Here is a 22,751-nt window from a genome sequence, read left to right as displayed (position 1 = left end):
TGCCGCACCCGCCGAGCCACCTGACCGTGCGTGGCTCGGCTGATGCTGCCTGCCGCGACTACTTCTTCTTGTCGGCGGCCCGCCGCTGAGCGCGGTTCATCGGCTGCTGCTGCGGAGCCTGCGCCGGGGCATCCCCGTCGGTCCGCTGTCCGAACGCACCCCGAGCTGCAGGCGGCGCGGGGGCGACGGGCGCAGCGGGCACGGATGCCGCAGCCTGCCGGGCGCGGCTGGTCGCGGCCTGCTGCACCTGTCCGCGTTCGTTGCGCACTTCGACCTCACCGGCGTCGTTGGCCGCGGAGTACTGCAGACGCTGTCCCTCGACGGGAGCGATCGACAGACCCTTCGCCTCGACCTCTGCAGCGTTCTCGCCCTCGGCGCGGCGGACCTCCACATCCAGGTTGTAGAGGTACCCGACGGACTCTTCCTTGATCTGCCCCATCATCTGCTGGAACATCTGGTAGCCCTCGCGCTGGTACTCGATGAGCGGGTCACGCTGCGCCATGGCGCGCAGGCCAATGCCGTCCTTGAGGTAGTCCATCTCGTAGAGGTGGTCACGCCAGCGGCGGTCCACGACCTGGAGCACGACGCGCCGCTCGAGTTCGCGCATCGCCGCCTCACCCAGCGTCTCTTCGCGCTTCTGGTAGGCGATGCGGGCATCCGAAATGATCTCGCGCTTGAGTACCTCGGGCGTGACCTTGCCCTTGCTGCCCGACTCCGCGACGACCTCGTCGATCGTGAGGGAGACCGGATACAGCGTCTTCAGTTCGGTCCACAGGGCGTCGAAGTCCCAGCTCTCGGTGTGTCCCGTGCCGGTGTGGTCGTCGATGAGCGTGCTGATCGCATCCTCGATGAAGTGCTGGACGCGATCGGCGATGTCATCACCCTCGAGGATGTGGCGGCGATCCGAGTAGATCGCTTCGCGCTGCCGGTTGAGCACGTCATCGTACTTGAGCACGTTCTTGCGCAGTTCAGCGTTTCGGGACTCCACCTGCGACTGAGCACTCTTGATCGCGCGCGAGACCATGCCCGATTCGATAGCGACGTCATCGGGGAAGTTCGTCCGCGCGAGGATGGCCTCGGCAGCCCCCGACTGGAACAGGCGCATGAGGTCGTCTGTGAGAGACAGGTAGAACCGGCTCTCGCCCGGGTCACCCTGACGGCCCGAACGACCGCGCAGCTGATTGTCGATGCGGCGCGACTCGTGCCGTTCCGTCCCGAGGACGTACAGGCCGCCGGCTGCCACGACCTTTTCGCCTTCCTCCGCGACGCGCGCGCGCATCGCCTCGTAGACGGCATCCCACTCGGCCTCGTACTCGTCGGGAGTGTCGACGGGGTCCAGCCCCTTCGCCTTCATCTCCTGGACCGCCAGGAACTCGGCGTTCCCGCCGAGCATGATGTCGGTTCCTCGGCCTGCCATGTTCGTGGCCACCGTCACGGCACCCAGCCGGCCGGCGCGTGCCACGATCTCGGCCTCACGCGCGTGGTTCTTCGCGTTGAGGACCTCGTGCTTGATGCCCTTCTTGGCAAGCAGTCGCGAGAGGTACTCGCTCTTTTCCACCGACACTGTTCCCACGAGCACGGGCTGTCCGTCCTCGTGCCGCTTCGCAATGTCCTCCACGACCTGAGCGAACTTGGCGGGTTCGTTCTTGTAGACCAGGTCCGACTGGTCCTTGCGAATCATCGGCCTGTTCGTCGGAATGGCGACGACCCCGAGCTGGTAGGTCGACATGAACTCGGCGGCCTCTGTTTCGGCGGTACCGGTCATTCCGGAGAGCTTCTCGTAGAGGCGGAAGTAGTTCTGCAACGTCACTGTCGCAAGGGTCTGGTTCTCGGCCTTGACCGGAACACCCTCCTTGGCCTCGATCGCCTGGTGGATTCCCTCGTTGTAGCGTCGACCCACCAGGATTCGGCCGGTGTGCTCATCGACGATCATCACCTCGTCGTTCATGACGACGTAGTCGCTGTCGCGCTTGAACAGGGCGAGTGCCTTGATCGAGTTGTTGAGGAAGGAGATCAGCGGGGTATTGACCGACTCGTACAGGTTGTCGATGCCGAGGTAGTCCTCGACCTTCTCGATGCCCGGTTCCAGCACTCCGATGGTGCGCTTCTTCTCATCCACCTCGTAGTCGACACCCGGTTCGAGAGTGCGCGCGATCTTGGCGAACTCGGTGAACCAGCGGTTAGCCTCGCCCGCCGAGGGTCCGGAGATGATCAGGGGCGTGCGCGCCTCATCGATGAGAATCGAGTCGACCTCATCGACGATCGCGAAGAAGTGCCCGCGTTGGACCAGGTCCTCCCGACGCCACGCCATGTTGTCGCGCAGGTAGTCGAAGCCGAACTCGTTGTTCGTGCCGTACGTGATGTCGGCGAGGTACTGCTCCCGGCGGACCTCCGGGGTCTGCCCCGACACGATCGTGCCGGTGGTCATCCCCAGGGCACGGAACACGCGGCCCATCAGGTCGGCCTGGTAGCTGGCGAGGAAGTCGTTGACGGTGATGACGTGAACGCCCTTGCCCGCGATCGCATTCAGATAGGCGGGAAGCGTGGCGACGAGCGTCTTGCCCTCACCGGTCTTCATCTCCGCGATGTTGCCGAGGTGAAGGGCAGCGCCACCCATCAACTGCACGTCGTAGTGCCGTTGACCGATCGTGCGTTTGGCAGCCTCCCGCACAGCGGCAAACGCCTCGGGCATCAGCTTGTCGAGAGTCTCGCCCGCCTCGTACCGGGTTCGAAACTCCACGGTCTCGTCCCGCAGTTCCTCATCGGTCAGCTGCGAGTACTCGTCCTCGAGGGCATTGACGGCCTTCGCTACCTGCTGCAAGCGCCGCAGCAGTCGGCCTTCACCGGCACGAAGGAGTTTCTCGAGAGGATTGGCCACGGAAAGCTCTCCATCTGTCAACGGCGACACCCACGGTGCCGACCCAGCGCGAACCGCGCTCGGACATACCGACTCATGTTACCGGGCCGTGACCTTGGCGTGCGCTGGGTCCGCTGCCAGCGGAAGCAACCCGGGTCCTCCCCCAGCGAACCCTGGTTCTTCGCAACAACACCCTGAACTGTCACCGAGGGTCGCAGCGGACGCTTGGAATCCTCGACGCCCGCGGGTTAGGTTGCACGCGGGGGATCACGGAGCCAACCGCCGCTATCGGGGGCGCTTCGTCGCGAAACGGAAGGCGTGAATCTATGGTCATCTGGCGTCGATGGGTGCTGCCCATCCTGATGGTTGTTGTGTTCGGGGCGATAGCGGTTGCGCTGGTCAAGGTGGCGTTCTTCCCCGACACCGCGACCGCGGCAGCCGACCCGGGCGGCGTGATCACCGAACCGGTGGTTCCGGCCGTTCGCCAGACCGTGGTCGATGAGCTGACGCTGGAGGGGACGATCGCGCGCGACGAGGCCGTCGCGGTGCGCTCGGAGGTCGATGGCACCGTGACCGAGGTCCGCGTCGCGCCGGGCCAGTCGGTCACCGGTGGGCAGGTGCTGATGACGATCAAGCAGTCCTACCCGACGAAGACCGTTGAGGTCGTTGCGGCGGAAGCCGGCGAGATCACCGAGGTCGCGGTCGTGAAGGGCCAGTCGACAAGCATCGGAAGCGAGATCGCCACACTGAGCCCAGCGCGCTACCACGTGCACAGCACGATCGAGCCCGTGCAGTTGTATCGGCTGCTGAATGCACCCACCGAGGGCGAGGTGACGATCCAGGGAGGTCCCGCCCCCTTCGTGTGCACCGGGCTGTCGGTGCAGGTCTCGGAGGACGGCACGACGAGTGTCACGTGCGCGGTTCCGGGAGACCAGACCGTGTTCGCGGGACTTCGCACCCAGCTGGCCGTCCGCGTCGCCACGGTCGAGGATGCTCTGGTCGTTCCCGTCACATCCGTCCGGGGCGGTGCAGGAACCGGACAGGTATGGGTGGATGCGGGAACCGGCGACCCGCTCGAGGAGCGGGCGATCGATCTCGGGGTCAGCGATGGCGCGGTCATCGAGGTTCTCTCCGGCCTGGACGAGGGCGAACAGGTGCGCCAGTTCGTACCGGGGCTCGCGGCGCCGAACGAGCCCGTCTGTTTCGATGACGGCATGGGCGGGGAGTACTGCGAGGACCCTGGGTGGAACTGGTGAGCCTGGTCAGGCTGGAAGCGGTCACCAAGCAGGTCACGCTCCCGGACGACTCGCTGCTGGACATCCTTCGTGGCGTGGACCTGTCGGTCTCCGCCGGCGATCACGTCGCGATCGTCGGGCGCAGCGGCTCGGGGAAGTCGACGCTGCTGAACATCCTCGGGCTGCTGGACCTCCCGACCTCGGGAACGGCGGAATTCCGGGGCGCCGCGGTCGCCGGCATCCGGCGTGGGCGCCTCGATCGGATGCGCGGCAAGGACGTGGGCTTTGTCTTCCAGCAGTTCCACCTGCTCTCGGGGCGGACGGCGCTTGAGAACGTCGAGATGCCGTTGGGGTATGCGCGGGGCAGACAGTTCTGGCGTCGCCGCGAGCTCGCGACCGCGATGCTCGACCGGGTGGGCCTTGCCCACCGGCTCGACGCGCCGCCCGAGCGGCTTTCCGGCGGCGAGCAGCAACGCGTCGCGATCGCCCGCGCTCTGGTGCGCCGCCCCGCACTCATCCTCGCCGACGAACCGACCGGCGCCCTCGATGTCGAAACGGGCGCGGCAGTGATGACACTGCTCGATGAGATCGCCACCGAGAGCGATGCTGCCCTGGTCACGATCACCCACGATCTGCACGTGGCGGCTCGGGCGCGACGACACCTGCGCCTTGCCGATGGCGTGCTCTCCCCCGTCGACCTCGATCGCGCGTTCGCCGACACCGCCCTCGGGGCGGTTTCGGCATGAGCGGGCTGGTGGGCGCACTCCTCGAGGCGTGGGCAGAGTTGCGCCACCACAAGCTGCGGGTCCTGCTGAGCCTGGTCGGGATCGCCGTCTCGGTAGCGGCGTTGACGGCGGTCGTCGCCCTCGGCGAGTATCAACGCCAGTACGCCGCCGAGCAATCCGACCGCTACGGCGGGCGGGTGGCGACGATCTCGGTATCGGGCATGTCGAGCGACGGCAGCCCGATGGACTGGGATCGCTTCGACGCTCAGGTCATGGGCGCCGCGGCGCGGTTCGACCTGTCATACATCTCGCGTGTCGCACAAACCGTGACACTGCAGGTGCAGACGCCGGATTGGGTTCGGCCGGTGCCCGCGACCCTCGTGGACCCCGCCTACCCCGTCATCCACCGATCCACCGTTGCCGAGGGTCGCTGGTTCGTGCCCGGTGACGGAGACCTGCTCGCGCCGCCCATGGTGATCAGCTTCCCGCTGTGGACGGCGCTCGGGTCCCCGCCGCTGGCTTCCCACCCGACTCTTCAGGTGCTCGGCACCGCAGGGGGCACGTTTCCAGTCGTCGGGGTCACGCCGCGGGAGGGCGAGTGGGACAACAACAAGCAGATCTGGATGCTCTACGACGGCTACCGGGACCGGGTTGACGCACTGCCGGCCGATACCGGCGTGATCTGGGAACTGTGGGCGCCGGAAGAGATCACCCCCGAGGTTGGTGCACTGCTGGCATCCGATGTTCGCGCAGCCGCCGGAGACGGCGTCGAGGTGATCGTGAATCGCACCGACTGGGGATCACGCCCCGACGCACAGAACGCCTCAGCCCTGTTCGAGATCATCACGGGATCGATAGCCGTGCTGATCCTGCTGCTGGGTGGTCTCGGCCTCGTGAACATTCAGCTCGTCGCCATGCGCCAGCGGATCCGCGAGATCGGTGTACGCCGCAGCTTCGGGGCAACCGCGGGCCGGATCTTCACGGCTGTGCTGCTGGAGAGTGTCGTGGCCACGGCCGTCGCCGGCGTCGTCGGAATCGTTCTCGCTGTCGCGATTTTGCGCACCCCGATGGTGCTGACCCTCTTCGGCGGGATGCAAGATCTTCCGGGGTTCCCGGTGCGCGCAGCTGTCACGGGGCTCGTTGCTGCCATCGCCATCGGCGCACTCGCGGGGTTCCTGCCGGCGCTCGTCGCCGTGCGCGCCCGGGTCATCGATACTCTCCGCGTCTGAGGCTCAGCCTCACCTCGGGTGGGCGATTCTAGGATCGAGTCATGGCCGGTTTCTGGGGACGACGCAAGCGCGAGCAGACGGAGGTCGCGGAGCGGGATGCCGACCTCGCCCGCCGCGCCCAGAGCGCTCTGGTCGCGGCCGATGAACACATCCGTCTCGCCGCCGATGAGGTTTCCTTCGCAGAGGCAGAGCTCGGACCGAACGCGGTCGGTGACCTGCGCACAGCGATCGAGGCGGTGCGAACCCACATGCAGGAAGCGTTCCACCTGCAGCAGCTCAACCACGACGAGATCCCGGATACCGCCGACGAGCTTCGCACCCGCAACGCGCGGATCGTGCAGCTGTGCGAGTGGGCCGAAGACCTTCTCGAAGACAGGATGACGGCGCTGGCCGAACCGATCGAGCGAGCGCGCAGAGCCCCGGAGATCATCGCGCGGGTGCGCGCAGATGCCGCCCGCATCCGCACCCGGCTGCCTCACGCCCGCGGCACTGTCCAGCGCCTCGCGGCACGGTACTCGCCGAGCGCTCTGGAAGGGGTCGCAGCCAACCCCGCAGAGGCCGAGCAGCTGCTGGGCTTTGCCGAACACAGCGCTGCCGTGGCCGAGCGACGCCGCGAAGCCGGCCAGCGCGAGCAGGCGAACCTCGCGATGGAGGCGGCTACCGAGGCTGTGCGTCGCGGCGAAACGCTCGTGGACGCCCTCGAGACGTTCGAGGTCGAAGCCCTGCGTGCCGAGTCGACTCTGGGCGCGATCGTCGAAGACTCGCGCGGCGATCTGATCGCTGCGCGCACCGCACCCCAGGTGCCCGCCGTCATCGAGGCGATGTCGGCGCTGCAGGCGGCCCTGACCGCACTTCCGGCGGCCGGGGTGAACACCGACCCGTTCGAGCATCTGACCCGCCTGCGGGAGGCGAATGCTGCCCTGGATGCGGCGGTCGCTGCCGCACGTGAGCGTGCGGCCCGGCCGGTTCCTGAGCTCGGTCACGTCCGGCACGCGGTCGATGATGCCGACCGCCAGCTCGCGGTTGCCCGGGACGTCATCGCCGGTCACCGCGGGTGGATCGGCGCCGATGCGCGCACTCGTCTCGCCGAAGCCGAGCGGGTACGAGCCGACCTCGACCGCATCGTCGGCGGTGCAGCAGCCACCGTGCCCACGATCGCCGAGGACGACCGCGAGCAGGCGATGGAGACCGCCCGCCGCGCCGCTCACCTGGCGAGCGAGGCCCTGCGCTATGCCCAGCGCGATATCGATGCCTCGCGGCCCGCGGCTGGCCCGCCGCCGCAGTGGGCAGGCCCGATGGAGGGCTTCGGACGACGCACCGGCGGAGGCTCGGATCTGGTCGGCGGAATCCTCGGAGGCCTGGTCATCGGCAGCATCCTGGACGGCATCTTCGACTGAATGACGGATGCCGCGAACCGAGCGGTTCGCGGCATCCGACCTTCGAGACCTGCGGAAGCAGACCCTCGGGAATCAGCTCACCAGGGCTGCGGGGCGCGCCTCCGTCGTGAGAGAGATCACACCGTAGTCCCAGCCCTTACGCCGGTAGACAACACTCGGGTGGTCGGTCGCGGCGTTGATGAACAAGAAGAAGTCGTGACCGACGAGTTCCATCCGGTCCACGGCCTCCTCGACGGTCATCCACTCCGCGTCGAACTCCTTGGTTCGGATGACGACAGGGGTGTACGCCTCCTCGTCCTCACCATCGACGATCGGGACCTCGCCGGTAGCCACACGCCGGATGGCATCCGCCGACGCTGGCTGGATGTCGATGCCCTCGAGCTCCCCGCGACCCTTGTCGAACATGGCCTTGCGGGGGTGATTGCGAGCATCCACCCTCTTGTCCTTGGCCCGGCGCAGCTGCTCGCACAGCTTGTCGACGGCCATGTCGAGCGCCGTGAACTTGTCGGCATCCGTTGCCTCGGCCCGCACCAGCGGGCCTTTGCCGGTGAGCGTGAGCTCGACCGTGTGGTCTTCCACCCGCCCGGTGCGGTACGTGCGGTGAGTGACCTTGACATCGACGCGCTGCGCACGGGGCGCGAGGTGCTCGATCCGGACGACTTTCTCTTCGACGACCGAGCGGAAGCGGTCTGTGATACCAACCCCCACGCCGACGATGTTCGTGTCCATCTTGACCTCCTTGTTTCCGGTCCGCCCGGTTCCAAGGGCGGACCATCAGTCGCCTTGTCACCCCCACGTTAGACCCTGGTCATCTGCCTGTCACGCACGATCTACGCCGTGTCGATATGCTCCGCGGCGACGACGACGTGTTCGCCCGCTCCGGGCGGCCGAACGCCGGCCCGACAGCGTGAGCGGGCGCGTGTGGACGCGGTGATCATCGCGGGTTCGGCGTCCACCGCAGCGGCGTGGACGCGACGGTGACCGCGCCGAGGACCGTCGCTCCCTCTGCCCGCAACGCGTCAGCTGCCGCGCGGAGAGTTGCGCCGGTCGTGATGACGTCGTCGATCAGAACGACCGGCTGGCGGGGCACGGACAGCACCGCGAACATGCCTTCCGTGTTCCGTTCTCGCGCAGCCCGGCCGAGCGCGCGTTGATCGATGGCAGCGCCGACACTCCGGAGGACAGGCAGGCACCGGAGTCCCGCGCGGCGTGCGATGAGCTCGACCACCCGGTAGCCCCGGCGAGCGAACGCGGCGGGTGACGAAGGGATCGCGACCGGCACGAGCGACAGCGTCGCGCCCCCGGTCCACATCCCGCCGGGCAGGACCTCGGCACGCTCCAGCGTCGCACGCAGGGCAGCGCCCAGGGGCCGAGCAAGCCCCGTTCTTCCGTCCGACTTGAGAGAGCGCATGACTCCCACGACCGGGCCGGCGTAGTCCAGCGCGCTGAACACGTCGAGTTCACCCACCATCCGGTGCCTCACGGCGCTGCGACGCAGCGCCAGTTCACACTCCTCGCAGAGGGAGATATCTGCCCTGCCGCATCCTGCGCAGTCGACCGGGATCAGCCACGAGACTGCCTGCGCCGCAGCGTCGCGGGCCCATGCGGCAGCAACCGCCGAACGAGAACTGGTCACGGCACCACCGTGTACCCGGGCCGGTGAGCCGCGCGTACCGGATCGTCGCGTACGGGGACGGCGGCGTCCCTGCACACGCTGGGGAGGAGCCCCGTCCATCCGCTACGGGGGCGTGCCCTGCTGCACCGCCAGCAGCATGATGCCCTCTGCCGTCTGCAGCCAGTTGGCACCGCGACGGACGTACAGTCCGCCGTCATCGGAGCGCAGCCGGATGCTCGAGGTCGCGGTCGCCACCGTCGTGATCGACGCGCCGGCAGGCCCGGCAATCGTCGAGGAGGTCCCCCGACGGTCTGCTCGACGATATCGGTCTCGGTTCCCGAGCGCACCACGACCGCGACAGTGACGTCATCGGTCCAGACCATCGAGACCGCCTCACCCTCGATCGTGCCCGCGACGATCGGCTCTCCGAGGCGAGCCGGGGCCCCCCGATTGTCCCTTTCGTCGCGGATGATGCCCGACAGCCACAGCTCGGTTCGGTCCCCGATCCGCACGACGCCCGCTATTCGCGTGCCATCGCGCGAGATCGCTATCGCCTGGACATCCGTGACGCCCGCGGCAGCCCATGGCTGAGAGAGCAACGGCGACTCGACGCCAGGACCGAACGCGGTGAGAGCGGCAGGCGATCTGGCGGGAATGCTCCACACGTACCCTCGGGCATCGATCACCGGGGCTCGAAGAGCGCTTCGCGTGTCGAGCACGACGATGTTGTCGGTCGCCTCGGCCCGCACGACCGATCCGTCAGCCGAGAGGACCGCCGCGCTTCGCTGATCCGGCCCGACCTGGACGGCCACGGGCGTGCTTCGCGCGACGGCATCCGAAAGCCCCGTGATCGTCGTGAGCTCGCCACCCGAGAGGAAACCGAAGCCCTGATCGGTCATGACAAGAGGGGCGCCGGTCACGGCGGTCGATCTGGTCTGTACCGGCGTCGCCGCGATGGGGACGCCGTCGACGGTCAGTTGCACCTCGGTGATGCCGGCGGTTGCCAGACTCGCTTCCAGCTGCGTGGCCATGCGATCGATCGTGAGCTGCTCGAGCGCGAGCGCCTCGGGAGAAAGCTCGACCCGCGCGGTACCGGCGCTCTGCGGCACAGACGAATAGACGGATGTCACATCGTCCGTGAAGGCTGTGGACACGGCCCCGGTGAGCCAGTCGCTGGGCTGCTCGTCGACCAGCGCGCCAGTGATGCGTACGGCAGCGGACGTCGTGGGGAACCATCTCTCGTCGGGAACGAGATAGGTCCACGAGGGGTCGAAGTACATCACCGAGTAGCGATGAAAAACGGTCCCGAACACACTCTCGTCGAGGACGATCCCGTCGGGAGCCTTCGATATCCGCCACTGGCCTGCGACCTGGACCAGGTCGAACGCGAGGGTCGCGGTGCCGCCGAGAGCAGGCTCGTAGCGGCCGGTGTCATCGACGCTGGCAACGGGAGCGAGAGTGACCGTCACGGTGTCATCGACCGCCGGCTGCGCGACGATCTCCCCCGTGGGGACGACCGCCACCCCCGCTGAGGGGTCCCACGACGACTGGATCGAGGGCGCCAGAAAGGACCGAGCCGTCTGCCAGTCGTTGCTGGAGCCCGATCCGGCAAGCAGAAAGCCCTCGACGATCTCCTCCTGGGTCGCTCCCGGCTGGGGTTCTTCCGGGAAGAAGCGCACCTCGGGCCCGGTTCGTGCCTCATCAACGGGGCGTCCCGCCGTGACGGGACCGCTGACGGGAAGCCCCGCGCAGGCAGCGAGCGCAAGGATGCCGAGTAGGGCGAGTGTGCCGCCGATGAGCCGCCTCATGACTCACCTCCTGGCGCCCTGTCGCCGCCCGGGATCGTCGAGATCGGCTGCGTGTGCTCGAAGGCGTCTACCGTGTTCTCGTCGCCCGGATCCAGCGGGATGGGCGAGTCCAGCGGAAGCGCTGCAAATCCCGTGCGGTGCGCACCGCGGGGAAGCGTGAGCACGAAATGTGCACCGCGTCCGGGTTCGGACCATACGGCCAGGTCTCCGCCATGAAGCTTCGCGTCACCGAGCGAGATCGCCAGGCCCAGCCCCGTCCCGCCGAGGGTTCGCTTGCGGGAAGGATCGGCGCGCCAGAACCGGTCGAACACGCGTGCGGCATCCTCGGCGGCGATGCCCATTCCGAAGTCTCGAACTCCGACGGCCACGGCCTGCTGATTACTGTCCACGGTGACCACGACCGGCCCGCCCTCCCCGTGCTCGATGGCGTTCCCGATCAGGTTCCGCAGGACCCGGCGCACACGTCTCGGGTCCATATCCACCGGCGAGTATCCGCCTGGGGCGACCAGCCGCAGGTCAGTCTTGTGCTGCTCAGCAACCTGCTCCATGGAGGCGATCACATCTTCCGCGACGTGAGCCAGACTCGTGGGCTCGAGCTCGAGCTGTACCGAGCCCGCGTCGTACCGGCTGATCTCCAGGAGGTCGCTCAGGAGAACCTCGAACCGCTCGACCTGGGCAGCCAGCAACTCGGCAGCGCGCGCCGTCGCAGGGTCGAACTCCTCCCGGCGGTCGTTCAACATGTCGGCCGCGAGCCGGATGGTGGTCAGCGGTGTCCGCAGCTCGTGGGAGACATCAGAGACGAATCGCTGTTGAACCAGCGACAGATCGGCGAGCTCCTTGATCTGGGTTTCGATGCTGTCGGCCATGGCGTTGAAGGACTCACCCAGGGTCGCGAGCTCATCCTCGCCGCGCACGGGCAGCCGAACCCCGAGCTCACCGGCGGCGAGCTTTGCGCTGGTCTGTGCCGCTTCCCCGATGGGAGTGGTGACCGAGCGGAGCACGAACCAGGCGATGCCTCCGATGAGCAAGACCAGCGCGACACCGACGACCCACAGCGTCGCCTGGACGAATCGCAGCGTCTGATCGGCTCCCTCCAGCCCATAGGCGTAGTAGACCTCGAAGCTGCCGACCTGCGGGAAGATGAGCTGCTGCCCGACGACGATGCCCGGCGTGCCCGAGGCATCGAGGGCGACCGATTGCCACCACTGCTGATTCGCGTCGGCCCGGACCTTCTCGCGCAGGCCCTCCGAGATGATCGCCGTATCGAACTCGCCGACGCGGTACGCCTGCGCAGCAGCCGAGGGCGCCCCCATGCGAAACGTCGCGATCATGTCGGTCGAGGCCTGCTGCTGCAGGGCTGTGCGCAGTCCGAGCCAGACGCGCTGGATCTGCGCGCTGTCACCCTGCGTGTCGGCACCGTCGAGCACGGTCTGCGCGGATGCTGTCGCACGCAGCGCCTGCTCCGTGACCTCGTCGCGACGTGAGGCGAACAGGTCGTCTTGGATCGCCAGGGCTGTCCAGGTCACCGCGATGAGAATCGAGAACGCCGTGAGCACGATCGTGACAGCGAGTGTGCGAAACCGCAGCGAACGTCGCCACAGGTGCACGAGGTTATCGGGCCACGCCCGCCAGTTTCGCCGCCAGATCAGCGGACGAAACGACGGCTCGGTGGCCCCGCGGGAGCCCACGGTCTCACCCCACGCGACCGCTGTTCGCGGCCCGATCGTCGAAGGCGGTCACTCCACAGCACCGGCCCGGTATCCCACGCCGCGCACGGTCGTCACGATCCGGGGATTGTCGGGGTCAAGTTCGACCTTGGCGCGGAGCCGCTGCACATGGACGTTGACCAGGCGCGTGTCGGCCTTGTAGTGGTAGCCCCAGACCTGCTCGAGGAGCATCTCGCGGGAAAACACCTGTTGCGGCTTGGACGCGAGGGCTACCAACAGTTCGAACTCGAGGGGCGTGAGTGAAATCACGTCATCACCGCGGCGAACTTCGTGGCCGGCGACGTCGATCGTGAGGTTCCCGATCCGCAGCGTCTCCTGCGACGGATTCCCACCCGGACGCAAGCGGGTGCGAATCCGCGCCACGAGCTCTTTCGGGTTGAACGGCTTGACGATGTAGTCGTCAGCCCCGGACTCCAGCCCGCGAACGACGTCGGCCGTGTCGGTGCGCGCCGTCAACATGATGATGGGGATGCCGGACTCCGAGCGAATCGCTGTGCAGATCTCGATCCCGTCACGACCCGGAAGCATGAGATCGAGCAGGATCAAGTCGGGACGTTCCGCACGCCAGGTGTCGACAGCAGCGTTTCCGTCGGCGCAGAAGACCGTGTCGAATCCTTCTGTGCGCAGCACGATCCCGATCATCTCCGCCAGGGCGGTGTCATCGTCGACCACCAGGATGCGTGAATTCATCGCGCCTTCGTTCCTTGCGTCCAGCCTGCGCGCTGGCGGCGGGTGACCGCCTGCGCTTTCCCCGAGAGTAGTCGACTCCGCCTGTGCGCACGCCGTTGATTCGCGCGCGCGTCGATGCTGCAGCCTCCGCCGCGCGCGACACGAGCGCGTCGGAGGCCCGTATGACACCATGGAAGTCGCGCTGATTCCAGCCCAACAGGAGGAACCCGTGACCGCGTACCCGTCTTGGACGCCTGCGCCGCGGCCGGGGATCATCCCGCTCCAGCCGCTGACATTCGGCACGATTCTCGGCCGCTCCTTCTCGGCGCTGCGCCATAACCCCAAGGTGCTCCTCGGCTTCGCGATGATCGTGCAGACCCTCGCGTACCTCGTCGTCACCATCGCGATCTCGGGGATCGCGTTCGCGAGCTTCTCCCGGCTGGACACCGTGCCGGCGGGTACCGACGAGTGGGACGCGGTGCTGACGGGATCGATCACGCTGACAGCGCTGTCGGGTTTGGTGCTGGGCCTGCTCGCCGGCGCCGTGGGCGTCCTGGTGCAGGCGGTCGTCATCTCCGACGTGCTGCATGCCGCGGTAGCCGAGAAGATGACGTTGCGGATGCTGTGGCGCCGGGTGCGGCCCGTCGCCTGGCGCCTGATCGGCTACACGATCCTGCTCTCGCTCGCGATCGGCGTGGTCGTGATCGTCGTCGGGGGTCTGATCGCCGTGCTGGCCGTCGCGGTTCCGGCCGCGGCTGTTGTCCTGGGGATCCTGGTCATCCTTGCGGCGATCCCGATCAGTCTGTGGCTTGCGGTGAAACTGCTGCTCGTGCCCGCGGTCATCATCGTCGAGCACACGTCGTTGGGTGCAGCCCTCAGCCGCTCCTGGCGGCTGTCACGAGGCCGGTTCTGGGTGATTCTCGGCATCCTCGTGCTCGTCTCTCTCGTCTTCGGCGTCATCGCCCAGGTCGTGAGCATCCCGTTCTCCTTCCTCGCCTCCGCACTGTCGGTGGTCATCGCCCCCACGGGGGAAGAGAGCACGGCGGCGATCATCGGCATCATCGCGACTCTCGGTCTCACCCAGATCGTGACCCTTCTGATCCAGTCGGTTGCCGTCATCGTGCAGTCAACGGCGGCGGGGCTCGTCTACATCGACTGCCGGATGCGCCACGAGGGGCTCGACCTCGACCTGCTCGAGTACGTGGACCGGCGCGACGCGGGTGCGGCCGACCTTCCCGACCCGTATGTCGTGCATATCGGCCGCGCCATCGCACCGCGGTGGCCCGCAGCGTCTGCGCAGCCGGCGCCCTTCGCTCCCCCGCCGGGGTACACGATCACGCCGCCGCCCCCGGCGCAGGCGCCGCCCGCAGCTCCCGTTCCGCCGCCAGCTCCGGCTGACGGGCCGTCGTCGGCGCCGAGGACCGGGCCGGACGACGATCAGACGACATGGGCGACGCCTCGGTGATTTCCGAGATCCCGCTCATCCCGGACGGGGAGCAGGCCCGTGAGTGGGCCGTGCGCGAACTCGCCGATCCCGTGTATCAGGCGGCTCAGCCGACCTGGTTCGACCGAGCGGCGCAGGCAGGTCGAGACGCACTCGCTTCCCTGTTCTCCCCGGATGTCGCGCCCGAGTGGGCAGCCGTTCTCGCACTCGTCGCGGCGATCCTGGCGATCGCGGTCATCGTCATCGCGATCCTGGTGTGGGGGCTGCCCTGCCGCACGTCCTCCCGAAGCCATCGGAGCGGCGAACTGTTCGGCGACATCGACTATCGAACCGCCGAAGGACTGCGCGCAGCGGCCGACGCGGCACGCCGGCGTGGCGACTGGGACACGGCGATCGTGCTCCGGTTCCGCGCCGCAGCACGCGGCCTGGACGAGCGGGAGCTCGTCGACCTCGCCCCCGGCACCACGTCGCGGCAGTTCGCGGTGCGTGCCGACGCCCTCCTCGTGCCCGGCAGCGCCGAGGTTCGTCGCGCCGCCCTCGTGTTCGATGACATCCGTTACCTTCAGCGGCCCGGAACCGAGGCGGGGTACGGGCTGGTGGCTGCCGCCGACAGCGCGCTGGCCCGGGTCGTTCCTGCGGCATCCGCCGAGCCGGCCGGGGTGTCCGCGCCATGAGCGTCGATGCGCCAGCGCACCGGCAGCCCGCCACCGGTGCAGAAACTCAAACACCGAGAGCTCGTCAGCGCTCGGCGCTCGGATGGATCGCCATCGTCGCCGGACTGATTGCTGTCGGCATCGTCGGCGCGAGCGTCGTCGGCGGCGGCGAATGGTCCCAGCGCGAGGCGCTGGATCCCGAGTCGGCGGCACCGGATGGCACGCGGGCGCTGGCACACATCCTGGCCGACCAAGGCATCGACGTGCGCATCGTCCGCTCCCACGATCAGGCTGCCGCGTCCTTGCAGGGGACCGAGGCTACGCTCGTGCTCCCTGATGCGCCGGCTCTCTCCGATGACGCGATATCGGCTCTGACGGCGCCAGCAGCGGATGTCGTCCTCATCGACCCGCGCTCCCGGACACTGCGCCTGATCGCCGACGGGGCTGGTGCGGTCGGGGTCGCCGATGACGCGCTCGTGGAACCGCAGTGCTCGGTGCCCGAGGCGCAGCGAGCAGGACCGATTCGCCCGCGAACCGTGTTCGCCGGTACGGATGCCGCCCAGTGCTATCCGGCAGCCGGAGGTTACGGACTGCTGGTGCGCGAGACGGTGCGCTCCGATACGCCCGGGACCCAGCGCGTATCGGCCGTGGACGGCGCCGCCCTGTTCACGAACGAATACCTCGCGGATGACGGCAACGCTGCCCTCGCGCTGGGTCTCATGGGCCGCCACCCCACGCTCGTCTGGTACGTCCCGTCGGTCGCCGATACCGATCTGGACCCGCTGAACCCGTCGCTGGGCGAGCTCACTCCGCCGTGGGTCAGTCCCGTCATCGCCCTCGCTCTGACTGCCGCAGTCGCTGCCGCGCTGTGGCGCGGCATCCGGTTCGGGCCTCTCGTCGCGGAGCGCCTGCCGGTCACGGTCCGCGGGGAAGAGACAACGCGCGGCCGGGCACATCTCTACGCGCAGTCGGGCGATACCGCGCACGCCGCACTTCTGCTGCGCCACGGTACGCGCGTGCGGATCGCGCGCCTTCTGGGCCTGTCGGGGGCGTCCTCCGCCGCGGAGGTCGCCGACGCGCTGGCAACCCTGTCGGTGTCCTCCCGCGAGGAGGCCCGAACCGCGCTGGACGGCCCTCCGCCCGCATCCCGACGCGACCTTGATGATCTCTACGACCGCCTGCGCCGGCTCGAAGCTGCAGCACGCGCGGCACTGCACCCCGAAAGGAACGACCGATGACGACCCCCGACCCGATGCCCACGGCTGCTGAGGAATCCGTTCCGGGCGGCTCCGTTCCGGGCGATAACGATGCCAGGGACGCCATCGGACGTGTTCGCGCCGAGATCGGCAAGGCTGTCGTCGGTCAGGATGCTGCCATTACAGGTCTCCTGATCGCGCTTCTCGCCCGCGGACATGTCCTGGTCGAAGGCGTTCCCGGTGTTGCCAAGACACTGCTGGTTCGCGCGTTCAGCCGCGCGCTGGGACTGGAGACCAAGCGCGTGCAGTTCACCCCCGACCTCATGCCGGGAGACGTGTCGGGCTCGCTCATCTACGACGCGCGGTCGGGCGAGTTCGAGTTCCGCGAGGGCCCCGTCTTCACCCACATCCTGCTCGCCGACGAGATCAACCGCACGCCGCCGAAGACCCAGGCGGCTCTTCTCGAGGCGATGGAAGAGCGCCAGGTCTCCACCGACGGTGTCACCCGACCGCTGCCCGATCCGTTCCTCGTCGCTGCCACACAGAACCCCATCGAGCACGAGGGGACCTATACCCTCCCCGAAGCTCAGCTCGACCGGTTCCTTCTGAAGCTCATCGTCGACATGCCCGCGCGTGACGCGGAGGTGACGGTGCTGCGGCGGCACGCCGACGGCTTCTCCCCGCGCGATCTGGAGGAGGCTGGCGTGGAGCCCGTGGTCACGGCTGCAGACCTGCGTGCCGCGCAGGCAGCGGTGCGGGGCGTGACCACCACCGACGAGGTCCTCGGCTACATCGTCGATCTCGCGCAAGCGACCCGCCAGAGCCCCTCCGTGCAGCTGGGCGCGAGCCCGCGCGCGGCAACGGCGCTGCTGGCAACGGCCAAGGCGTGGGCGTGGCTCGGCGGCTCACCGGCCATCACCCCGGATCACGTCCAGACGATGCTGCTGCCCACGTGGCGGCACCGGCTTCGGCTTCGTCCGGATGCCGAGCTGGAGGGCGTCTCAGTCGAAGCGCTGCTCCAGAGCATCCTGCAGCAGACGCGCGTCCCGCTGTGAGCACCGCATGTACGTAACCGGACGGTACCCCCTCCTGGTGGGCGCCGGCGCTCTGCCCGTCATCCTCGGCTCCGTGGGTGGCATGCCCGCGTGGGCCGGTGCGGCCGGCTGGCTCGGGTTCTGTCTGCTGGTGTTGGGCATCGATGTGGTGGCCGCACCCGACCCCCACCGCATGAGCATCACCCGTTCGGGCCCCGCGAAGGTGCTTCGTGACCAACCGGCACACGTGACGGCGACGGTTGTCAACACGGGTACGCGCGCCCTGCGTATCCGTGTCCGGGACGCGTGGCAGCCGACGGCTGGCGCTGTCACCGGAACCGCAGTGATACGGATCGATCCGGGCGGTTCCGGGCGGGTGGTCACCTCCCTGCTCCCGCGCCGACGGGGTGAACTGCGCAGCGCCGGGTTCGCTGTGCGCTCGGCGGGTCCCCTCGGCATCGCGGGACGCAGCGCTCTGCTGGCTGTCGCGGGGAGCATCCGTGTTCTTCCACCGTTCACGTCACGGCGACACCTTCCGTCCCGACTTGCGCGGCTGCGCGAACTCGACGGCAACACGAGCGTCCAGGTGCGCGGGCAGGGCACCGAGTTCGACTCCCTCCGCGAGTACGTGCGGGGCGACGACGTGCGATCCATCGATTGGCGCGCCACGGCCCGAGCCAGCGCGACGATGCTGCGCACCTGGCGCCCCGAGCGCGACCGTCACATCGTCATCGTCATCGACACCGGACGCACCGCCGCAACGCGCGTGGGCGACGGGGTGCGACTGGACGCTGCGATGGAGGCTGCTCTTCTGCTCTCGGCTTTGGCGGCGCAGGCGGGAGACCACGTCCACCTGCTGATGTTCGACCGGGCCGTGCGAGCGCGGGTGACCGGCCGCGATGGTGCGGCGCTGCTGCCCGCGCTCGTGGACGCGATGGTCGCCGTGGATGCCGGACTGATCGATACCGACTGGGACGCCGCCTTCGCGCAGGTCCGGCTGCTGACGACTCGCCCGTCTCTGATCGTCGTCCTCACCGCTCACGACGACCCTGAGGCCTCTCGGGGTTTCCTGGGCGCCCTCCCCCTGATTCCTCCGCACACCTCCGTGCTCGTCGCCGCCGCCCAGCCCGATGGCGCCGGTTCGGAGGGAGGCGACGCGTTCGAGGCCGCTGCCCGCGAACGGGCCCGGTGGGACGCCGACCGGATGGTGACGGCGCTGTCGCGGGCAGGCGTCGATGCACTGTCGGCATCAGCCGATGACCTGCCGCCGCGCGTCGCGGACCGCTACCTTGCTCTCAAGGCGCTGGGCCGACTCTGACCCGCGCCCCGGATGGCTCCCGAGTACGCGCCAGCACAGGTGAAAAGCAGGGTGATTTCGCCGATGTGAGGCATGTCGTTTGCCTGCACGCCGCTCGGGAGCGCTACGTTTCGGCCGAATGAAAGGAGCCAGAGATGGCTGAGACCACTTCCGCCCCCGGCACAGCGACGAAGCTGATAGCCGAGGCACTGGGCACGTTCCTGCTCGTATTCGGTTCAATCGGCACTGCCCTGTTCGCCGCGAACTTCGGCGCGAGCGAGAACGGCACCTCCCTCGGCGTCGGCTTCCTCGGCGTCTCTCTCGCGTTCGGGTTGACCCTCATGGCGGGCATCTACACGTGGGGTCCGATCTCGGGCGGTCACTTCAACCCTGCCGTCACCTTCGGACTTGCCGCCGCCGGTCGGTTCGCGTGGAAGGATGTCCCCGGCTACCTCATCGCGCAGATTGTCGGTGGCGCTGTGGGGACGACGCTGATCGTGCTCATCGGTCTGTTCGGTCCGGACGGGTGGCTGAGCGCCGCCCAGGACGGCGGGTTCGCGAGCAACGGCTACGGCGCGGCATCCCCCGGCGGGTTCGGGCTCGGCGCGGCGATCATCGCCGAGATCCTCCTCACGGGGATCTTCCTGCTCGTGATCCTCGGTGTGACGCATCCTCAGCGCAACGCCGAGAAGTTCGCGGGCCTGGTCATCGGCTTCACACTCACGATGATCCACCTGGTCTCGATCCCGATCGACAACACCTCGGTCAACCCCGCTCGCTCGATCGCCACGGCAATCTACGGCGGTGGCGAGGCGCTCGCCCAGCTGTGGGTCTTCATCGTGTTCCCGCTGGTCGGCGGCCTCCTGGCCGGTTTCGCGCACCGCGCGCTGTTCGAGCGCAAGCCGCTGCCTCCCGTTCAGGCCGAGGCGCGCGTGAGCTGACGACCCCACTGGATCCAGCACGGCGGCGGCCCGCCTCCGAAGAGACGGGCCGCCGCTGTGTGGATGCAGAGTCTGCGACTCAGACCAGGTCGAACCGGTCGAGCTCGGTGACCTTGCCCCAGGCCTTCACGAAATCCCGCACGAACTGCTCGTTCGCGTCGTCACTGGCGTAGACCTCGGCGATCGCACGCAGCTCGGAGTTCGATCCGAACAGCAGATCGACGCGGGTGCCGCGGCCGACGAGCTCGCCCGAACCGTCCTTCGTGCCCTCGAATGCGTGCTGACCGGGGTCCAGCGCCCGCCACGTGGTGCCGAGGTCAAGCAGGTTCACGAAGAAGTCGTTCGTGAGCGTGCCCGGCCGGTCTGTCCAGATGCCGTACGCCGAGCCGTCGTAGTTGCCGGCGATGACGCGCAGACCGCCGACGAGGACGGTCATCTCGGGGGCAGTGAGGGTCAGCAGGTTCGCCTTGTCGATGAGCAGGTGCTCCTCGGGCAGACCGGATGCCGCGGCGACGGGACCCAGGTAGTTGCGGAAGCCGTCGGCTGCCGGCTCGAGGTACTGCATGGATTCGACATCCGTCTGCTCCTGCGTCGCGTCGGTGCGTCCCGGGTGGAACGTCACGACAGCCTCAACGCCGGCATCCTTCGCAGCCTTCTCGACACCGGCATTGCCCGCCAGCACGAGGAGGTCGGCCAGCGACACCTTCTTTCCGTCTGCAGCCGACGCGTCGAAGTCGGCCTTGATGCCCTCGAGCACCCCGAGCACCTTCGCGACCTGCGCCGGGTTGTTGACCTCGAAGTCCTTCTGCGGAGCCAGGCGCAGGCGAGCGCCATTGACGCCGCCACGCTTGTCGCTGCCGCGGAAGGTGGATGCGGCGGCCCAGGTCGTCTGCACGAGCTCGGCGACCGTGAGGCCCGATTCGAGGATGCGCTGCTTGAGCTGCGCGGCGTCGGCCTCATCGATGAGCGGGTGGTCAACGGCCGGCACCGGGTCCTGCCAGACGAGGTCCTCCGCCGGAACCTCGGGTCCGAGGTAGCGGGCCTTGGGCCCCATGTCGCGGTGGGTCAGCTTGAACCAGGCCCGGGCGAACGCGTCGGCGAACGCTTCCGGGTCCTCCAGGAACCGGCGCGAGATCTTCTCGTACGACGGGTCGAACCGCAGCGCGAGGTCGCTGGTGAGCATGCGCGGCTCGCGGCGCTTGGCGGGGTCGTGGGCAAGCGGGACCATGTCGGCGCCGGCGCCATTGACGGGACGCCACTGGTTGGCTCCCGCGGGGCTCTTCATGAGCTCCCACTCGTACCCGAACAGGATGTGGAAGAACTCGTTGTCCCAGCGCGTCGGGTGGTACGTCCAGGTGACCTCGAGACCACTCGTGATCTGGTCGTCTCCCTTTCCGGAGCCGAAGTTGTTCTTCCAGCCCAGGCCCTGCATCTCGGGTCCGGCTGCTTCGGGGTTGGCCTCGAGATTCGAGTCCGGCGCTGCGCCGTGCGTCTTGCCGAAGGTGTGGCCGCCCGCGATCAGAGCGACGGTCTCTTCGTCGTTCATCGCCATCCGCTTGAAGGTCTCCCGGATGTCGATGGCCGAGGCCAGCGGGTCGGGGTTGCCGTTCGGGCCCTCCGGGTTGACGTAGATGAGTCCCATCTGCACCGCCGCGAGCGGACGCTCGAGGCTACGCTCGCCCGTGTAGCGCTCGTCGCCGAGCCAGGTCGTCTCGGGGCCCCAGTAGACGTCGTCATCCGGCTCCCACGCGTCGATGCGGCCACCGGCGAAACCGAACGTCTCGAAGCCCATGTTCTCAAGCGCGACGTTGCCGGCGAGGATCATGAGGTCACCCCAGGACAGCGCCCGGCCGTACTTCTTCTTGACGGGCCACAGGACCCGGCGAGCCTTGTCGAGACCCACGTTGTCGGGCCAGCTGTTCAGCGGCGCGAACCGCTGCTGCCCGGTGCCGCCGCCACCGCGACCGTCCATCACCCGGTAGGTGCCCGCGCTGTGCCAGGCCATACGGATCATGAGCGGCCCATAGTTGCCGAAGTCAGCAGGCCACCAGTCCTGCGACACCGTGATGGTCTCTTCGATGTCCTTCTTGACGGCGTCGAGGTCGAGGGCGTCGAACGCGGCCTTGTAGTCGAAGTCGCCACCGTAGGGGTTCGCCTCGACGGGGTTCTTCGCGAGGATCTTGAGGTTCAGCTTGTTCGGCCACCACACCTGGTTGGCCGAACCGTTGGTCGGGTGGGGCTGCTCGTGGATGACGGGGCAGGCACCGTCGCCCGTTGCCTCGGCGAGTTCGGCTTCATCCGTGTCGGTGACGGTGACCGACTGATCGATGTCATTGGCCTGTTCCCCGAGAGGGGTGACGGCCGGGTCGTTTTCGCTCATGATCGTCCTTCCGTGACGGTCGGGTTGTGGGTGGGTGATGAGGAGTCGGCGTCTGCGGCTGCGCACGCGGCGCACAGGCCCCAGAAGGTGATCTCGGCCTGCGTAAGCGTGAAGCCGTGGGTCTGCGACGGATGCAGGCACGGGGCCTCACCAACGACGCAGTCGACATCGTCGACGCGACCGCAGGATGTGCAGACGAGATGGTGGTGGTTGTCGTCGATGCGCACTTCGAACCGCATCGGCTGACCGGCGGGCTGGATGCGACGCACGAGCCCCGCTGTTCCGAAGTCGCTCAGCGCGTTGTACACCGACTGCAGGGTCGTCCCGGGAGCCCGGCGATCGACGTCGGCGAAGATCGTGTCGGCGCTTGCGTGGGGGTGCTCTCGCAGGGCGTCGAGCACCGCGAGCCGGGCACTGGTGACCCGCAGTCCTGCTGCACGAATCACGGATTCGGCCGGCTCAGCGTCCGTGATCCCCCGTGCATCAGCCACACCTCAACGGTAGCGCATTTTTGATTAGTTCAAAAGGAGAAGCGGTCGACGCG

At 68.2% G+C, this 22,751-nt stretch carries 18 protein-coding genes; 10 read left to right on the top strand and 8 right to left on the bottom strand.

The features are described 5' to 3' along the window. Nucleotides 1-58 precede the first annotated feature (58 nt). A complete protein-coding gene (secA, locus tag IT882_RS03910; protein WP_195693253.1) occupies nt 59-2,878 on the bottom strand; it encodes a preprotein translocase subunit SecA in 2,820 nt (939 codons plus the stop codon). Nucleotides 2,879-3,183: 305 nt separating this feature from the next. Between secA and IT882_RS03905 the strand changes: the two genes are divergently transcribed. From IT882_RS03905 to IT882_RS03890, 4 genes are read left to right on the top strand one after another with little or no spacing between them, the layout of a single operon-like run. Next, nucleotides 3,184-4,113, top strand: coding sequence for an efflux RND transporter periplasmic adaptor subunit (locus IT882_RS03905; protein WP_195693252.1), 930 nt, complete (start codon nt 3,184-3,186; stop codon nt 4,111-4,113). Then, nucleotides 4,110-4,838 carry an ABC transporter ATP-binding protein gene (locus IT882_RS03900; RefSeq protein WP_195694076.1) on the top strand — a complete coding sequence of 243 codons (729 nt, stop codon included), beginning with the start codon at nt 4,110-4,112 and terminating at the stop codon, nt 4,836-4,838. Before IT882_RS03905 ends, IT882_RS03900 begins: the two co-directional genes overlap by 4 nt. Next, nucleotides 4,835-6,046 carry an ABC transporter permease gene (locus IT882_RS03895; RefSeq protein ID WP_195693251.1) on the top strand — a complete coding sequence of 404 codons (1,212 nt, stop codon included), beginning with the start codon at nt 4,835-4,837 and terminating at the stop codon, nt 6,044-6,046. Before IT882_RS03900 ends, IT882_RS03895 begins: the two co-directional genes overlap by 4 nt. A 41-nt stretch (nt 6,047-6,087) precedes the next feature. Next, on the top strand, nt 6,088-7,443 hold the full coding sequence (locus IT882_RS03890; RefSeq protein WP_195693250.1) for a hypothetical protein: 1,356 nt from the start codon (nt 6,088-6,090) through the stop codon (nt 7,441-7,443). A gap of 72 nt (nt 7,444-7,515) precedes the next feature. Here IT882_RS03890 and hpf read toward each other — a convergent pair whose 3' ends face one another. From hpf to mtrA, 5 genes are all read right to left on the bottom strand, one after another. After that, nucleotides 7,516-8,172, bottom strand: coding sequence for a ribosome hibernation-promoting factor, HPF/YfiA family (gene hpf / locus IT882_RS03885; RefSeq protein ID WP_195693249.1), 657 nt, complete (start codon nt 8,170-8,172; stop codon nt 7,516-7,518). 205 nt (nt 8,173-8,377) lie between these two features. Beyond that, nucleotides 8,378-9,079: a ComF family protein gene (locus IT882_RS03880; RefSeq protein WP_229382287.1), complete on the bottom strand. Its 702-nt coding sequence runs from the start codon at nt 9,077-9,079 to the stop codon at nt 8,378-8,380. Beyond that, entirely contained in the window at nt 9,076-10,866 is a 1,791-nt protein-coding gene (locus tag IT882_RS03875; RefSeq protein ID WP_195693247.1) for an LpqB family beta-propeller domain-containing protein, read from the bottom strand. The genes IT882_RS03880 and IT882_RS03875 overlap by 4 nt, the downstream gene beginning before the upstream one ends. After that, nucleotides 10,863-12,554: an MtrAB system histidine kinase MtrB gene (mtrB, locus tag IT882_RS03870; protein WP_195693246.1), complete on the bottom strand. Its 1,692-nt coding sequence runs from the start codon at nt 12,552-12,554 to the stop codon at nt 10,863-10,865. The genes IT882_RS03875 and mtrB overlap by 4 nt, the downstream gene beginning before the upstream one ends. Before the next feature lie 48 nt (nt 12,555-12,602). Further along, nucleotides 12,603-13,283 (bottom strand): MtrAB system response regulator MtrA, encoded by a 681-nt coding sequence (mtrA, locus tag IT882_RS03865; RefSeq protein ID WP_195693245.1) that lies wholly within the window; start codon nt 13,281-13,283, stop codon nt 12,603-12,605. 208 nt (nt 13,284-13,491) lie between these two features. On the opposite strand from mtrA, the gene IT882_RS03860 reads away from it, so the two are divergent. The 6 genes from IT882_RS03860 to aqpZ all read left to right on the top strand — a co-directional run bounded on the left by IT882_RS03860 (nt 13,492) and on the right by aqpZ (nt 19,827). Continuing rightward, nucleotides 13,492-14,727 (top strand): glycerophosphoryl diester phosphodiesterase membrane domain-containing protein, encoded by a 1,236-nt coding sequence (locus tag IT882_RS03860; RefSeq protein WP_195693244.1) that lies wholly within the window; start codon nt 13,492-13,494, stop codon nt 14,725-14,727. After that, entirely contained in the window at nt 14,709-15,380 is a 672-nt protein-coding gene (locus tag IT882_RS03855; protein WP_195693243.1) for a DUF4129 domain-containing protein, read from the top strand. The genes IT882_RS03860 and IT882_RS03855 overlap by 19 nt, the downstream gene beginning before the upstream one ends. Further along, nucleotides 15,377-16,597 carry a DUF4350 domain-containing protein gene (locus IT882_RS03850; RefSeq protein WP_195693242.1) on the top strand — a complete coding sequence of 407 codons (1,221 nt, stop codon included), beginning with the start codon at nt 15,377-15,379 and terminating at the stop codon, nt 16,595-16,597. Before IT882_RS03855 ends, IT882_RS03850 begins: the two co-directional genes overlap by 4 nt. Nucleotides 16,598-16,611: 14 nt before the next feature. Beyond that, on the top strand, nt 16,612-17,610 hold the full coding sequence (locus tag IT882_RS03845) for an AAA family ATPase (protein WP_195694074.1): 999 nt from the start codon (nt 16,612-16,614) through the stop codon (nt 17,608-17,610). Between the two features lie 7 nt (nt 17,611-17,617). Then, nucleotides 17,618-18,907 carry a DUF58 domain-containing protein gene (locus tag IT882_RS03840; protein ID WP_195693241.1) on the top strand — a complete coding sequence of 430 codons (1,290 nt, stop codon included), beginning with the start codon at nt 17,618-17,620 and terminating at the stop codon, nt 18,905-18,907. A gap of 134 nt (nt 18,908-19,041) precedes the next feature. Next, nucleotides 19,042-19,827 carry an aquaporin Z gene (aqpZ, locus tag IT882_RS03835; protein ID WP_195693240.1) on the top strand — a complete coding sequence of 262 codons (786 nt, stop codon included), beginning with the start codon at nt 19,042-19,044 and terminating at the stop codon, nt 19,825-19,827. 79 nt (nt 19,828-19,906) lie between these two features. Here aqpZ and katG read toward each other — a convergent pair whose 3' ends face one another. After that, entirely contained in the window at nt 19,907-22,207 is a 2,301-nt protein-coding gene (katG, locus tag IT882_RS03830; protein WP_195693239.1) for a catalase/peroxidase HPI, read from the bottom strand. After that, nucleotides 22,204-22,698 (bottom strand): Fur family transcriptional regulator, encoded by a 495-nt coding sequence (locus IT882_RS03825; RefSeq protein WP_324253918.1) that lies wholly within the window; start codon nt 22,696-22,698, stop codon nt 22,204-22,206. The genes katG and IT882_RS03825 overlap by 4 nt, the downstream gene beginning before the upstream one ends. Nucleotides 22,699-22,751 lie beyond the last annotated feature (53 nt).

It is taken from the genome of Microbacterium schleiferi, assembly GCF_015565955.1.
Lineage (GTDB): Bacteria > Actinomycetota > Actinomycetes > Actinomycetales > Microbacteriaceae > Microbacterium > Microbacterium schleiferi_A.
Note: the sequence above shows the minus strand (reverse complement) of the source record. Positions and strands in the feature narration are given on the sequence as shown.